Source organism: Nonomuraea zeae (assembly GCF_005889725.1).
In the GTDB taxonomy this organism is placed as follows: domain Bacteria; phylum Actinomycetota; class Actinomycetes; order Streptosporangiales; family Streptosporangiaceae; genus Nonomuraea; species Nonomuraea zeae.
Window position 1 is genome coordinate 1 of record NZ_VCKX01000128.1, and the last position, 12,551, is coordinate 12,551.

Here is a 12,551-nt window from a genome sequence, read left to right on the forward strand (position 1 = left end):
AGATGTCTTAGGGTCTCGTGGGCTCGGAGATGTGTATAGGAGACAGATGTTCGACTGTACGAATGATTCGTATATTCCGTTGGTACGAGATAGTCGTACAGTCGAACGATGCGTGTCAAGCCGAGCGCCCGCGAGGTCTCCCGGCGGCGCCGCGCGCCTGATCGCCTGTTACAGTGGGCCGCTGACGCGGGGTGCCCGGAGGTCCGGGCTGAGATCACACCCGTCGAACCTGATCTAGTTCGCACTAGCGAAGGGACGTCACACCGGTGAACGACGCACCCGAAGCCCTGTCCGTCGCAGGCCCCCGCCCGTCACGTCCCCGCCGTCCGGTGACCCCTGAAAGAGGCACGATGTTCTGCGATGACATGTGGCTGCGCACGGCCGAGCTGATGAGCGCCATCCACACCCACCCGTTCAACGTCGCCCTCGGCGACGGCACCCTCGAACCCGACCGGTTCGCCTTCTACATCGTCCAGGACGGCCGGTACCTGGAGTCCTTCTCCAAGGCGCTGGCCACCGCGTCGGCCCGCGCCACCGACCCGGCCGACGCGGCCTTCTACGCCCAGAGCGCGCACGCCGCGCTCGCCGCCGAGCGCCTGCTGCACGCCGGCTACATCGAGGAGCTCGGCGCCGACGCCGCGGCCGTCGCCACCTCGCCCACGTGCCTGGCCTACGCGTCGTTCCTCCAGGCCACGGCGCTCACCGCGCCCTACCCGGTGATCGCGGCGGCGGTGCTGCCCTGCTTCTGGATCTACCAGGACGTCGGTACGGCCCTGCTGAGCCGCACCGCGGACGCCCCCGGGCACCCGTACGGCAAGTGGATCACCACCTACTCCGACCCGGGCTTCGCGGCCTCCGTCGAGCAGGCCAAGGGCATCGCCGACCGCCTCGCCGCGGCGGCCGATCCGGACACCCGGGCGGCCATGGCCGAGGCGTACTGCCGGGCGGCGGCGTACGAGTGGATGTTCTGGGACAGCGCCTGGCGGCGCGAGGGCTGGCCGACGGCGCAGTGGCTGGCCCCCTGAGCGTCAGCGCGCCGCCTGGGGCGGCACCGTCACGAGCGCGGCGAGGCGGGCGCGGATGCTTCCGGCGTCGACGCCGCGCTCTTCGGTGCGGTCGGTGCCGAGATCGGCCAGGATGTCCAGGGCGCGGGCCCAGTGGTGCTGGGCCCGGTCATGGCGGCCGAGCGCGGCATAGGCGCAGGCGAGCCCATCGTGGGCGCGGGCCTGGTCGCCCTGCTGGCCCAGGTCCACTGCCAGGTCGAGCGCCCTGCGGTGGCTGTCGAGCGCCTGGTCGGGGCGTTTGACGTCCTGTTGCAGCCGGCCCAGGCCATGGATGGCCTCGAACTGCCAGTTGCGGTTGCCGACCTCGCGCGCGATCTCCAGGACCTCCCGGTAGCAGTCGCGGGCCTGCTCGTGCCGCCCCTGGCTGCGATGCAGGAAGCCGAGCGCGGTCAGGGCGCTGAGCTCGCCCAGCCGGTGCCCGGTGCCGCGGGCCAGGTCGAGGGCTCGGGTCAGGCAATCGGTGGCCGACCGGAGATCGCCCCTGCCGAGATGGATGCGGCCGAGACCGTTGAGCGCGCGCAGCTCACTGATCCGGTGACCGATGGCTCGGGCGATGCCGAGCGCTCGCACCAGGGCGTCGACCGCCTGGTCGGGCTCCCCCATCGCCCGGTGGGCGTTGCCGAAACCGATCAGCGCGTCCAGCTCGCCGTTGCGGTGCCCGATCGACCGGGCGATCTCCAGCGCCCGCGTGTAGTGCTCGACAGCCTGGGCGAACTGGCCCTGGGAGCCGGCGCTCATGCCGAGGCCGTGCAGCGCCCGCAGCTCGCCGGCCTCGTGGCCGAGGGCGCGGGCGATCTTCAGGGCGTTCGTGGCGTCCTCGATCGCCGCTTCGTACCGGCTGGACACGCAACGGATCTCCCCCAGCTCCAGGAGCGCCTCCATCTCGCCCGTACGATCCGCCGTCGCGCGGGCGGCGGACAGCGCCCGCGCGTGGAGCGTCTCGGCCTCGGCATACCGGCCGCGTCCGCGCAGGCAGCGGTGCAGGGTGGCCGACAGGTGCTGGACGTGCCGGGGAAAGTCGTGCTCGGCGGCGTGCTGGGCGAGGGCGAGCAGGTTGGCCAGCTCGGTGTCCAGCCACGCCGTGGCCGTGTTCGCGTCGGGCCTGGCTCCGGCGCCGGCGGGAGGAGGCGGGCGCGTGCCGGCTTCGTAGGGGTAGAGCACGTCCATCGCCGTCGAGGCGGCCCGGCTGTAGTGGTCCAGCAGCCGGGTCATGGCGGCGCGCCGGTCGGCCTCGGGCTCCTCGGCCTGCGCCCGTTCGGCGCCGTGGGCGCGGATCAGGTCGTGGAACCGGCACCGGCCGGGATTGGGCTCCTGGAGGAGGTGAACCTCCAGCAGCCGGTCCAGCAGCGTGGTCGTGCCCGCGACGTCGGCGGCCAGCAGCGCGGCGGCCGCGTCGGAGCCGAAGTCCGTACCGGGATGCAGCGCCAGCAACCGGTAGGCGCGCCGCTCGGCGTCGGTGAGCTCCCGATACGACAGGTCGAGCGCCGCGGCGATGCTGCGCCGGCCCGCGTGCAGCTCGCTGAGCAGGACCTGATGCTCTTCCAGGCGTTCCAGCAGGTGCTGCACGCTCCAGGTGGGGTGGGCTTTGAGCCGGGCCGCGGCCAGGCGGATCGCCAGCGGCAGCAGCCCGCACCGCCGCGCCACCTCGGCCAGCGCCTCCCGCGGCGTGCCCGCGACCCGCTCCTCGCCCGCGGTCCTGCTGAAGAGCGAGATCGCCTCCGCGACCGGCAGGACGTCCATCGAGATCGTACGGACGTCGTCCAGGCCGACCAGCCGCCGCCGGCTCGTGATCAGGACCAGGGAGCTCCCCGCGCCCGGCAGCAGCGGCCGCACCTGGGCCTCGTCGGCGGCGTTGTCCAGCACGATCAGCATCTTCCTGTCGGCCAGCATGGTCCGATACAGGGCGGCCCGGTCATTGACGTCCTGGGGAATCGCCTCTCCCGGAACGCCGAGCACCTCCAGCAGGCGAGCGAGCGTCTCGGCGGGCTCGGCCGCCGAGACGCCCTGCGTGTGGCCGTGCAGATCCATGAACAGATCCCCGTCGGGAAAGCGGGCGGCCACCTGGTGGGCGGCGTGCACGGCGAGCGCAGTCTTGCCGACCCCCGCCATGCCGTCGATGGCGGTGACCATCGCCGTGTCCCCGTCGCCCGCCTCGCCGACGAGGGTCAGCTCCTGTGTCCTGCCGACGAAGGCCGCCACGTCGGCCGGCAGCTGCCGCGGCGCGGCGCGCGTCCAGCGCGGGCCGTGCGGGCTCCCGCTCGCGGCGCGCGTCAGGACCGCCAGCTCCGCGTCGTCCAGGTCCAGCGCCTCGGCCAGCATGCGCACCGACGCGCTGCGCGGGCGGCGCAGCTCGCCCGTCTCCAACCGGCGCACGGTACGGGCGTTGAGCCCCGCGCGCTCCGCCAGCTGCTCCTGGGTCAGCAGCGCCCGCTCACGCCAAGCGCGTAACAGCGAGCCCAGATCCGCTTCTTCTGTGGGACGGCCCGTCTCCGCGCCGTCGCGTGCTCCTGATGGCATGAACACATCCCCCGTGGTCGTGTGCCTGGATCAGGAAGAGCCTTGCCATGCTATCCCCGGCGACCCGCAAGTGCGCTCGAATAATTCGCCCCTTGTCTCCTCCCGAATGCCCGCCAGGTGACCTGTCGCCCAGGGCCGGCGGCTCATCGACAACGGACCTGGCAGCTCCCCGGATTCCCCTGGTGGACCACTATGGTGTACGACTGTATACACTCGCATGCAGTCGCGAACGAACCATGGAGGACAGGATGCAACGGGATGCTCGGGCCATTGACGACGCCTTCGACGTGGTGGTGGTAGGCGGCGGCAACGCCGGGTTCAGCGCGGCGCACGCCGCGGCCGAGCGCGGCCGCCGCGTGCTCCTGCTGGAGAAGGGCCCGGCGGCGGAGGCGGGCGGGAACAGCTTCTACACCGCGGGAGCCTTCCGCGTCGCGCACGACGGCCTCGGCGACCTCGCGGACCTCCTCGACCCCGACCCGCGGCATCCCGTCACCGTGCTCCCCTCCTACTCGGCGGCGGACTTCGCTGGGGACATGGCCAAGGTCACCGATGACCGGAACGACAAGATCCTCACCGAGGTGCTGATCAGCGAGAGCGCCGCGACCCTCCGCTGGCTGCACGGCAAGGGGCTGCGCTTCCGCCTGATGTACGAGCGGCAGGCCTACCCCGACGGCGACGACCGGCAGGTCTTCTGGGGCGGGCTGGCCGTCGGCAGCACCGGCGGCGGGAAAGGGCTGATCGAGCAGCACACCCGGGCGGCGCGGCAGGCCGGGGTGGAGATCCGCTACGGCGTGCGGGCCCGCGAGCTCGTGCTCGACGGAGGCCGCGTGGCCGGGGTGACCTGGCAGGACGCGGAAGGCCGCGACGGCACGGTCCGCGCCGGTTCGGTGGTGCTCGCGGCCGGCGGGTTCGAGGCCGACGCGGAGCTGCGCCGCGAGCATCTCGGCGAGGGCTGGCAGCGGGCGAAGGTCCGCGGCACGCCGCACAACACCGGCGACATGCTCGTCGCGGCGATCGCCGCGGGCGCGGGGACGCATGGCGACTGGGGCTCGTGCCACAGCGTCGCCTGGGACGCCTGGCATGCGGAGAACGAGAGCAACCGCGAGCTCACCAACCAGCTCACCCGCGGCGGCTACCCGCTGGGCATCGTGGTCAACGCCGACGGGCGGCGCTTCCTCGACGAGGGCGCGGACTTCCGCAACCTCACCTACGCCAAGTACGGCGCGCGCATCCTCGCCCAGCCGGGCGGCGTGGCCTTCCAGCTCTTCGACGCCACCACCCGGCCGGAGCTGCGGACCGAGGAGTACGACATGCCCGGCGCGTCGGTCGTGACGGCGGACACGCTCGACGAGCTGGCCGCGGGGATGGGCGTCGACCCGGCGGCGCTACGCGGGACCGTCGCGGAGTTCAACGCCTCGATCGACCGGTCGATCCCCCTCGACCTGTCCGTGCTCGACGGCCGCGCGGCCGCCACGACCCCGCCGAAGTCGAACTGGGCGACCCCGCTGGAGCACCCGCCGTACTACGCGTTCCCGGTGACCTGCGGCATCACCTTCACCTTCGGCGGGCTGCGCGCGGGCACCCACGGGCAGGTCCTCGGCGAGAGCGGCGAGCCTGTCCCCGGCCTGTTCGTCTGTGGCGAGATGCTCGGCGGCCTGTTCAGCGGCAACTACCCGGGCGGCACCGGGCTCACCTCCGGCGCGGTCTTCGGCCGCCGGGCGGGCTCACTGGCCTGAGACTGAGAGCCCCCGGCCTGACCGGCCTGAGCCGGGAAGGTCGCGGGAGGCTTGCGGCGGCCGAGCGCGCCCGTCAGCGGGTCAGATGGGTGGCGATGCCGTCGAGGACATAGCCGAGGCCGGCGTCGAAGGTGGCGTCCGCGTCCGGATGCGTGGCGTGCCGGACGACTTCGACCAGCGTCGGATAGCGGCCGGAGGCCAGCATCCGGCTCATGTACGGGGCGGAGGTGTCCTGCCACTGCCGCTCGTCCAGGCCGGTGGCGCGTTCGGCGCGCGCCTCGGCGATCTCGCTGCGGACCGCGCCGATGACGTAGGCGTTCACCGCGCCGGCCGCCTGCATGGCGGTGTCGATGTGGTCGAAGCCGGGAGCACGGTAGAGGGCGGCCAGGGCCACTTCGAGGTAGGCCAGCGCGTTGGGGCCCATGTGCGGCCGGCCGCCGAACAGGTCCGCGAACCATTCGTGCCGGTGGGCGGCCTGCCTGGTGCGGTGCGCGAGCGCGCGCAGGGTCGCGCGCCAGTCCTCGCCGGCCTGCTCGGGCGGGGTGATCTCGCCGTACACGGCGTCGACCATGAGGTCGAGCAGCTCGTCCTTGGTGGACAGGTAGCCGTACAGGCGCATCGGCCCGGCGTCGAGCGCGGCGGCGACCTTGCGCACGGACACCGACTCCAAACCCTCGGCATCGGCCAACTCGATGGCGGCGCGGACGATGCGCTCCCTGCTCAGCGGGCTGAGCGCCGGCCGCGCCGGCGGCTCGGGCCGCTCCCATACGAGCCGGGCGTCGCCGCCGGGCTCCGATCGTGCCGCCATCGTGCCCCTTGCCGTCCGCCTGCGAATTCCATCAACGATACATCGCATGCCGCGATACAGTGTATTGAGAAATACAGTGTATCGAGAGAAGGGCACGCACATGGAATCTCCATCGGTGCTGATCGTCGGAGGTGGGCTGGCGGGCCTGTCGGCGGCGCTGTTCCTGTCCTGGCGCGGCGTACCGGCCATGGTGGTCGAGCGCCATGCCGCGAGTTCGCCGCATCCCCGCGCGGTCGGCTTCACGCCGAGGACGCTGGAGCTCCTGCGGGCGACCGGGCTGGGCTCGCGCGTCCCGCAGGTGCCGCCCGGCTCCCGGCTGCGCCGGGCCCGCGTCCACAGCCTGGCCGGGGAGTGGTTCGAGGAGTCCTCGTGGACGCCTCCGAGCGCGGACGAGCCCGGGGCCGAGCGCAGGATCGAGCATTCGCCGTGCACCGGCGCGGCGCTCGCCCAGGACCGGCTCGAACCCATTCTTCGCGACAGGGCCGTCGAGCTGGGGGCCGACGTCAGGTTCGGCACCGAGCTGGTGTCCTTTCACCAGGACGGCGACGGGGTGACGGCGGTGCTGCGGAGCGCCGGCGGCGCCGAGCACAGCGTGCGGTCCCGCTACCTGATCGCGGCCGACGGCAACCGCAGCCCCGTACGCGAGGCGCTCGGCATCGGCCGTGACGGCCGCGGGCTGCTCAGCACCTCGCGCAGCGTGTTGTTCAAGGCCCCGCTGGAGGAGTACCTCCAGGCGGGGGTCAGGCAGTTCGAGATCGACCAGCCGGGGCTCCAGGCGTTCCTCACCACGTACGGCGACGGCCGCTGGGTGCTGATGTTCGCCGACGACGAGGACCGCGACCTCGGCACGCTGGAGACCCAGGTGCTCCAGGCGATCGGCCGGACCGACCTGGAGATCGAGCTCGTCACCACCGGCCGGTGGGAGCTCAGCGCCCTGATCGCCGACCGCTTCGCCGACGGCCGGGTCTTCCTCGCGGGGGACGCGGCGCACACCCTGCCCCCGTCCCGGGGCGGCTACGGCGCCAACACCGGCATCGACGACGTCCACAACCTCGCCTGGAAGCTGGCTTCGGTCCTCTCGGGCGAGTCGGCGCCCTCCCTGCTCGACACGTACGATGCCGAGCGACGCCCGATCGCCTGGCTGCGCCACCAGCAGATATTCGCCCGGGCCGACTATCGCCGGCACGCGGGGCCCGCCGCGGCGGACACCCCGATCATCGACGACGACGCCATGGAGTTCGGGCAGCTCTACAGGTCGGACGCCGTGCTCGCGGCCGGTGCCGAGCTGCCGCCCGCCGCGCGGCCCGAGCAGTGGGCCGGCCGGCCAGGGACCCGCGCGCCGCACCTGTGGCTGACCCGGGACGGCGCGCGGCTGTCCACGCTGGACCTGTTCCAGCGCGGGTGGGTCCTGCTCGCCGCCGGCGACCACTGGGCCGCCGCGGCCGGGCAGGCCGCCGAGCGGACCGGCATCGCCGTGGACCACCAGCGGATCGGCGGCCCGCTCCAGCCGGACGAGCCGGCGGAGCTCCTCCGCGCCTTCGGGCTCTCCCAGGACGGCGCGACCCTCGTCCGGCCGGACGGCTACGTCGCCTGGCGCTCTCCGGACCTGCCGCTCCGGCCGGCCGACGAGCTGACGGCGGCGCTGGCCCAGGTGTCGTTCGCCACCCGCCACGCCGCCGCCACCACGTGATCGGGAGCGACCGGCGGGCGGCGCCGCCCGCCGGTCCCCTACCGGCTCACGTCCACGCAGCGGACCGAGACCACCGCGAAGAACACCAGGCTGCCGGGATCCTGGGAGACCACCGACTCGAACACGTCGCACTCCGTGAACCCGTGGAACAACGCGAGGTTCCTGGCGGCCGCCTCGGCGTTGGCGAGCGCGACGGCCTCCTTGATCCCCTTGCCCGTCCCGCTGAACAGCGCGCCGCCCTGCACGGTGGAGGCGGTGCCAGTGGAGGCGGCGGTGGAGGCGGCGGCGGGCAACGCGGTGGCGGCGGCGACACCGGAGGCGGCCAGCGTCGCCGTGGCCAGCGCGGCCAGTAGCTTCTTCGTCAGGTGTCTCATGGGATCTCCCCGTGGTTCGATCGGTGGGCCTACACACCATGGGCGTGCCATCCGGTTCCACCGCCGTTCCACCCGCCCTACCGGCCGGGCGGCGGGTGTGACACCTCGCTTCCATCGGGCGTCACGAGCTTGGCGCCTCCGGTGTCAGCCGCCCGGCAGATCATCTCCCCATGAATATCGGAATCGTCGGCACGGGCGCCTACGCCCCGAGCCGCGTGCGCACCAACGAAGAGGTGGCGGCGGACTGCGGCGTCAGCCCGGACTGGATCGAACAGCGAACAGGCGTGCGGACCAGGCACGTCGCCGATGCCACCGAGGCCACGTCAGACCTCGGCCTCCGGGCCGCGGAACGAGCGCTCGCCGCCGCCGGCCTGCCCGCCGACCGGCTCGGGATGATCGTCGTGGCGACGTCGCTGCCCGACGACTTCGGCCCGTCGACCGCCTGCCGCGTGCAGGCGGAGCTCGGCGCGCACCGGGCGGTGGCCTTCGACCTCGGCGCGGCCTGCACCGGGCAGCTCTTCGCGATGCGCGTCGCGCACGACTGGCTCTCGGCCACGCGCGGCGGCGACGGCGCCGCCCTGGTCATCGGCGCCGAGGTGTACTCGCGGGTACTCAACCCCGCCGACCGCGGCACCAGCGTCCTGTTCGGCGACGGCGCATCCGCCTGCGTGCTGGACCAGGTCGGCCCCGGGTACGGCTTCACCGGCTTCACCTGGGGGTCCGACGGCAGGCACGCCAAGCACATCGTCAAGCCGGGCGGCGGCACCCGGTGGCCCGACGGCCCGCAGTCGATCGTGATGGACGGCCGCGCCGTCGCGTCCTTCATCAAGGAGATCTTCCCCAAGCTGCTGAAGACAGCGGACGAGTTCGACCTGCTCATCTGCCACCAGCCCAACCCCGTCCTGCTCCGGCAGGTCGCCGAGGAGGCGGGGGTGCGGGCCGAGCAGGTGCACATCGTCGGCGACCGGGCCGGGAACCTGGGCGCGGCCTGCATCGGTTACGCGCTGGCCGACGCCGCGGAGCAGGGACTGCTGGCCGACGGCGACCGCGTGCTGATCGCGGGGTTCGGCGCGGGCGTCACCTGGGGCACGGCACAGCTTCGATGGGGAGGACACCGATGAACGTCTGGGTGGTCGGCGAGTGCTTCGGGGCCGCGGCCCAGCTCCCCGGCGTGATGACCGTCGGCGAGCTCTACGACCGGCTCACCTCCGGCACGCCGCAGGCGCTGCATGTTCGCGCCGGTCTGGGCGTCGACGCCACGGCCTGGGACGGCCTGCGGGCCGTGGCGGGCGACGGCGTGGAGTTCGGCGACCCGCCGCCGCGCACGGTCTTCCGCCACCGGGTGGTCAAGCGCGCCCAGGACAACGTCCTGATCTCGGAGCCCACGGTGACCGGCGGCGTCGCCGCGGCCGACCTCGTCGTGCCCAACGACAGCGAGCTCATCCGCGACCACACGGCCGAACGCCAGCACGTGCCCGGCATGATCCTCATCGAGGCGTCCATCCAGCTCCTCACCTGGCTGGTGGACGAGACCATCCCCCCGACGGCCGACGGCACCCGGCGCTACGCGGTCATGCACGCCTGCCGGTTCGACTTCCACCGGTTCGTCTTCCCCTTCCCCGTACGGCTGCGCGCCTGGCTGGAGCCCGCGGGGCCGCAGAGCGACGAGCGCGTCCCGCTCACCGGGCGAGCCGAGGTCGAGCAGGCCGGGCGGGGCTGCGCCGAGTGCGCCTTCGACGTGCACGCCTTCGACCCGCGCCACATCTTCGAGATCGAACACGCCCAGGCGCTCAAGACCAAGGAGTTCTCGTGAACCTCGACGCCCTGCTGGACCACCCCGCCTTCGCCGGCGCGCCGCCCCGCGATCTCGATGCGTACGCCCGCCGGGCCTACGCCCAGCTCGCCGTGGTGAACGAGGCCGTCGGCGGGGCCGGGCCGCTCCTGGACGATCCCCGGACGATGAGCGCCGTGCTGGACTGGGCCGCCGTCGTGGACCCGTCGCTGTTCGCCGCCGCCGCCATCCACTACGCCGTGGTGCTGACCAGCATCAAGGAGCTCGGCCGGCCGGAGGAGTCGCTCGAATCCGCGATCGCGTCCCTGGACCGGCTGGACGCGGTCGGCGCCATCCTGATCACCGAGATCGGTCACGGCAACAACCACATATCGCTGCAAACGCAGGCGGTCTACGAGCCGGAGACCCGTACGTTCCGCCTGCACACCCCCACGCCGGGCGCGCGCAAGCTGATGGCCAGCATCGCGCTCCCCGGCGTCGCCAAGATCGGCACGGTGTACGCCGACCTGGTCGTGGACGGCCGCTCGTGCGGCACCTTCGCCTTCGTGGTGCCGCTCCGCGACGCCGCTGGACTGCGTCCCGGCGTGCTGGTCGAGCCGCTGGAGGGCAGCGTGCCAGTCGCGCTCGACTATTCGGTCACGTCCTTCGACGGCGTGCGCGTGCCGTACGACCACTGGCTCAGGGACACCGCTTCGATCACCTCCGACGGGCGGTTCGAGGATCCGCTCGGCAACAAGGACCGCAGGCTCGTACGCTCGCTCGCGCTGTCGGCGTGGGCCTCGCTCGCCGGCGCGGTCGGGCTGGCGAGCGCGTCCCGGGCCGCCGCCGCGATCGCCCTGCGGTACGCGGCCACCCGGAGCACGATGGGCCGGCTGTCACCCGACCGCCCGGTGCTGGACTACCGCACCCAGCAGCACGCGCTGTACGGCGCGCTGGCCTCGGCCCACGCGGTGACCGCCCTGGTCGACAAGGCCATCGAGGCGTTCCTCGCCAAGCCGTGGGAGGTGCCGCCGGACGAGACGGCGATCACGTTCTCGCCCTGGGTGGCCGCGCATCGCACCCACGCGCTGGCCAAGGCCGCCGCGACGGAGCTGTGCGCCGAGATCACCGCCGAATGCCGCCGCCGCACCGGCGCCCAGGGCGTGCTCTCGATCAACCGGATCATCGCCTATGAGGGCCTGGCGCAGGGCTACAACTCCGCGGGCGGCGACAACCTGCTGATCCTCCTGGACGCCGGGCGTTCGATGGCCGAGACCCTCCAGCCGTGCGCGGTCCCGGACACCGTCACGGGCGACCTCGCCGACCCCGACGTCCGGCTCGGCCTGCTGCGCGTCCAGGAGGCCACGCTGCACGCGGAGCTGGCCGCCTCCGTACGGCAGGCCGGCGACGCCGGGCTGTCGCCGTTCGACGCGTGGAACCCGCACCTGCCCAAGGCCGCGGAGCTGGCCCGGGTGCACCAGCGCCGCATGGTCGCCGAGGCGTTCCGCGCGCTGGTGGCCGAGCGGCAGGACGAGGCGCTGGCCGCGGCCGAACGCCTGTACGGCCTGCGCGACCTGCACCGGGGCCGGGCCTGGCTGCTCGAACGCGGGGTGCTGAGCCCGGCCGAGGCGCTGTCGGTGGCGGACCTGGCCGACAAGGCGGTGGACGACGTGGCCGCGCACGCGCAGGCGCTGCTCGACGGGCTCGGCCTGCCGGAGCGCCGGTTGGGCGCCTGGTTCCTATCGGCCTAGCCGTACCAGCTGGGGAGCTGCCTCCAGCAGCTCCCTGGCCAGCGGCCCGTCCACCCACGCCGCGACGGTCCGCGGGTCGCGGCGGTCGGCGAACAGGAAGCAGAACTCGACGGCGTCCATGGCGATCGCCGAGCGCTGCGACCCGGGGTCGTCGCCGAGGCGGACCTGCCACGTCCCGCCGCCTGGCCCGCTGAGTCGCATCTCGACCGTGCCCGTGCCCGTCCCGCCGCCCACCAGGTACGCGAACGGCAGCGAACGGCAGCCCCTGTCCGTCATCGCGTGCACGTGGTGCGCCACGGGATCCGGCATGGTGATCCCGGCGGCCAGCGCGATGTCGGTGGTGTGGACCCACGTCTCGAACGCCCGGTTGGTGAGATGGTCGCGAACGCGCAGCCTCAGGCCCCCCGCGGTCACCTTGGTATCGGCCAGCCCGGGATCCGCGGCGGCGAGGAACGCGCAGAGCGCCGCCGCCTGGGCCCGCCATTCGGCGAGCACCTCGTCGTGGCCTCCCGCCGCCGCGAGCACCTCGTCCGTGTACGCCTCCGGGTCGTCGCTCGACGGCCCGGCCCCGGGAAGCGGCACGCCCAGCGCCGCCGCGAGCAGCCGGTCGGAGGCCATGAGGTGGCCCACCACCTGATACGGCTTCCAGCCGTGAATCACGGTCGCGGCTCTCGCGGCGCCGGACAGCTCTGGCAGCAGCACCTCAAGGGCCGCCACCCGGGCAGCGTAGGCCGCGGCGAACCCCGGCACCGCGTGCGCCGGCCTGCGCCTGGCCACCGCCGCGCGCAACACCTCGTCCCGAGTCACACCCGTCATTCGTGCGAGGCACCTCCTCTGGAC

General features: G+C 73.4%; 10 protein-coding genes and 1 riboswitch. Of the genes, 6 read left to right on the top strand and 4 right to left on the bottom strand.

The window, feature by feature from the left end; all coding sequences use genetic code 11:
* Nucleotides 1–177 precede the first annotated feature (177 nt).
* Nucleotides 178–273, top strand: a riboswitch (TPP riboswitch).
* A 77-nt stretch (nt 274–350) separates the two neighbouring features.
* Nucleotides 351–1,025 (top strand): TenA family protein, encoded by a 675-nt coding sequence (locus ETD85_RS33600; RefSeq protein ID WP_138693839.1) that lies wholly within the window; start codon nt 351–353, stop codon nt 1,023–1,025.
* A 3-nt stretch (nt 1,026–1,028) separates the two neighbouring features.
* Here ETD85_RS33600 and ETD85_RS33605 read toward each other — a convergent pair whose 3' ends face one another.
* Entirely contained in the window at nt 1,029–3,581 is a 2,553-nt protein-coding gene (locus ETD85_RS33605) for an ATP-binding protein (protein ID WP_138693840.1), read from the bottom strand.
* Nucleotides 3,582–3,829: 248 nt separating this feature from the next.
* Here ETD85_RS33605 and tcuA point away from each other — a divergent pair, with 248 nt between their 5' ends.
* A complete protein-coding gene (gene tcuA / locus ETD85_RS33610; RefSeq protein WP_138693841.1) occupies nt 3,830–5,317 on the top strand; it encodes an FAD-dependent tricarballylate dehydrogenase TcuA in 1,488 nt (495 codons plus the stop codon).
* A 73-nt stretch (nt 5,318–5,390) separates the two neighbouring features.
* On the opposite strand, the gene ETD85_RS33615 is transcribed toward tcuA, so the two are convergent.
* Nucleotides 5,391–6,125: a TetR/AcrR family transcriptional regulator C-terminal domain-containing protein gene (locus tag ETD85_RS33615; RefSeq protein WP_138693842.1), complete on the bottom strand. Its 735-nt coding sequence runs from the start codon at nt 6,123–6,125 to the stop codon at nt 5,391–5,393.
* Between the two features lie 100 nt (nt 6,126–6,225).
* Here ETD85_RS33615 and ETD85_RS33620 point away from each other — a divergent pair, with 100 nt between their 5' ends.
* Nucleotides 6,226–7,815, top strand: a complete 1,590-nt coding sequence (locus ETD85_RS33620) for an FAD-dependent monooxygenase (protein WP_138693843.1) — start codon at nt 6,226–6,228, stop codon at nt 7,813–7,815.
* Between the two features lie 38 nt (nt 7,816–7,853).
* Here ETD85_RS33620 and ETD85_RS33625 read toward each other — a convergent pair whose 3' ends face one another.
* Nucleotides 7,854–8,189 (bottom strand): hypothetical protein, encoded by a 336-nt coding sequence (locus ETD85_RS33625; protein ID WP_138693844.1) that lies wholly within the window; start codon nt 8,187–8,189, stop codon nt 7,854–7,856.
* 170 nt (nt 8,190–8,359) lie between these two features.
* Between ETD85_RS33625 and ETD85_RS33630 the strand changes: the two genes are divergently transcribed.
* Genes ETD85_RS33630 through ETD85_RS33640 form a run of 3 tightly spaced genes read left to right on the top strand, consistent with a single transcriptional unit; the run spans nt 8,360 to nt 11,711 of the window.
* Nucleotides 8,360–9,310, top strand: coding sequence for a 3-oxoacyl-ACP synthase III family protein (locus ETD85_RS33630; protein ID WP_138693845.1), 951 nt, complete (start codon nt 8,360–8,362; stop codon nt 9,308–9,310).
* The gene (locus tag ETD85_RS33635) at nt 9,307–10,002 is read left to right on the top strand and encodes an AfsA-related hotdog domain-containing protein (RefSeq protein WP_138693846.1); all 696 of its coding nucleotides are present in this window, start codon (nt 9,307–9,309) and stop codon (nt 10,000–10,002) included. The genes ETD85_RS33630 and ETD85_RS33635 overlap by 4 nt, the downstream gene beginning before the upstream one ends.
* Entirely contained in the window at nt 9,999–11,711 is a 1,713-nt protein-coding gene (locus ETD85_RS33640) for an acyl-CoA dehydrogenase family protein (protein ID WP_138693847.1), read from the top strand. Before ETD85_RS33635 ends, ETD85_RS33640 begins: the two co-directional genes overlap by 4 nt.
* Here ETD85_RS33640 and ETD85_RS33645 read toward each other — a convergent pair.
* The gene (locus tag ETD85_RS33645) at nt 11,700–12,527 is read right to left on the bottom strand and encodes a maleylpyruvate isomerase family mycothiol-dependent enzyme (protein WP_170246970.1); all 828 of its coding nucleotides are present in this window, start codon (nt 12,525–12,527) and stop codon (nt 11,700–11,702) included. The two genes, ETD85_RS33640 and ETD85_RS33645, sit on opposite strands and share 12 nt — an antisense overlap.
* Nucleotides 12,528–12,551 lie beyond the last annotated feature (24 nt).

Coding starts and splice junctions, on each gene's coding strand:
- ETD85_RS33635 (WP_138693846.1), top strand. CDS start 9,307: ATGAACGTCTGGGTGGTCGGCGAGTGCTTCGGGGCCGCGGCCCAGCTC.
- ETD85_RS33605 (WP_138693840.1), bottom strand. CDS start 3,581: ATGCCATCAGGAGCACGCGACGGCGCGGAGACGGGCCGTCCCACAGAA.
- tcuA (WP_138693841.1), top strand. CDS start 3,830: ATGCAACGGGATGCTCGGGCCATTGACGACGCCTTCGACGTGGTGGTG.
- ETD85_RS33600 (WP_138693839.1), top strand. CDS start 351: ATGTTCTGCGATGACATGTGGCTGCGCACGGCCGAGCTGATGAGCGCC.
- ETD85_RS33630 (WP_138693845.1), top strand. CDS start 8,360: ATGAATATCGGAATCGTCGGCACGGGCGCCTACGCCCCGAGCCGCGTG.
- ETD85_RS33625 (WP_138693844.1), bottom strand. CDS start 8,189: ATGAGACACCTGACGAAGAAGCTACTGGCCGCGCTGGCCACGGCGACG.
- ETD85_RS33615 (WP_138693842.1), bottom strand. CDS start 6,125: ATGGCGGCACGATCGGAGCCCGGCGGCGACGCCCGGCTCGTATGGGAG.
- ETD85_RS33645 (WP_170246970.1), bottom strand. CDS start 12,527: ATGACGGGTGTGACTCGGGACGAGGTGTTGCGCGCGGCGGTGGCCAGG.
- ETD85_RS33620 (WP_138693843.1), top strand. CDS start 6,226: ATGGAATCTCCATCGGTGCTGATCGTCGGAGGTGGGCTGGCGGGCCTG.